The organism is Rugamonas fusca, from assembly GCF_014042365.1.
GTDB classification, from domain to species: domain Bacteria; phylum Pseudomonadota; class Gammaproteobacteria; order Burkholderiales; family Burkholderiaceae_D; genus Rugamonas; species Rugamonas fusca.
The window spans coordinates 1-1,176 of sequence record NZ_JACEZS010000059.1; the positions used below are offsets into that span (position 1 = coordinate 1).

A 1,176-nucleotide genomic window follows, 5' to 3' on the forward strand; every position below is an offset into this window, starting at 1 on the left:
CACGTAGTCGAAGCCCAGCGTGAACTTGGAGCGCGGGCCGCCCTGTTCGATGAACAGGCGCTCGCGCTCGGACAGCAGCACGTCCTCATAACCCTTGAGCGAGGCGGGGGCGTGGATGCCCGTCACTTCGGTCTTGCTGAAGTTGGCCGCCAGGTAGGTGGTCAGCTTGTTGGGGCCGAAGCTGGTCTTGTGCGAGGCCGTCAGGTCCAGGCCGGTGGTCTTGGTGTCGACCGAGTTGACGAAGAACTGGGCCTGGCCCACGCCCAGCGTGGCCAGCTTGGCGGCCAGGTCGGGGTAGTTGGTCGAGTCGAAGCGGCCCGACAGCACGATGCGGTCCTTGATCTTGATCTGGTACAGGTCGGCCGTCACGGAGGCGTTGTTGGACGGCGTCCAGGTGGTGCCCAGCGTGAAGCTGGTCGACTTTTCTTCCTTCAGCTTGGGGATGCCGGCCAGGTTGGCCACGGGGCCGCCGTTGGGCGCCAGCACCACGTCGGTCGGCACGCCGGCCACGAAGTCGGTGAAGGTGGACGAGAAGTACTTCTGCTGCAGCGACGGGGCGCGGAAGCCGGTCGAGGCCGAACCGCGCAGCAGCACGTTGTCGGCCGCGCGCACGCTGCCGGCCAGCTTGCCGGTGACGGTGGAGCCGAAGTCGCTGTAGTTCTCATAACGCACGGCGGCCTGGGTCTTGACGATGGGGTTCAGGTCCAGTTCCAGGTCCACGTAGCCGGCCGAGCTGTGGCGCTTGGCGTTGGTCTGGTCGCTGGGGCGGAAGCCGGGGAAGCCCTGGCTGCCGGCGTTGCCGCCAAAGCCCACGCCGTCGGCGTCGCTGTAGGAACCGGGTTCGCCGGCGAAGATCTTGTAGGTCTCGCTGCGGTACTCGGCGCCGAAGGCCACGTTCAGGCCGCTCATGACGGTGTCGTAGAAGCGCGTGAAGTCGACGTTGGTGGTCAGCTGCTGGAACGAGAAGCCGCCGGCCTTGAAGTTGTCGGGGCTGATGCCCTTGCCGCCGGCCAGCAGGTCGGCGTTGGCGATGGACGCGTTCAGCGTGTGGCTGATGTCGTACATCATCTTGTTGTAGCCGTAGGTCTGCGAGAAGTCGGCGTTCCATTCGCCGATCTGGCCGCGGTGGCCGATGGTGGCGTACTGGTCGTCGATCTTGCCGTTGATGAACGGGAC

At 65.9% G+C, this 1,176-nt stretch carries 1 protein-coding gene; it reads right to left on the reverse strand.

What is annotated here, in order from left to right; translation table 11 throughout:
* Nucleotides 1–1,176 (reverse strand): TonB-dependent receptor plug domain-containing protein (locus H3H36_RS26290; protein WP_182220983.1); only part of this gene is annotated, 1,176 nt, incomplete at both ends.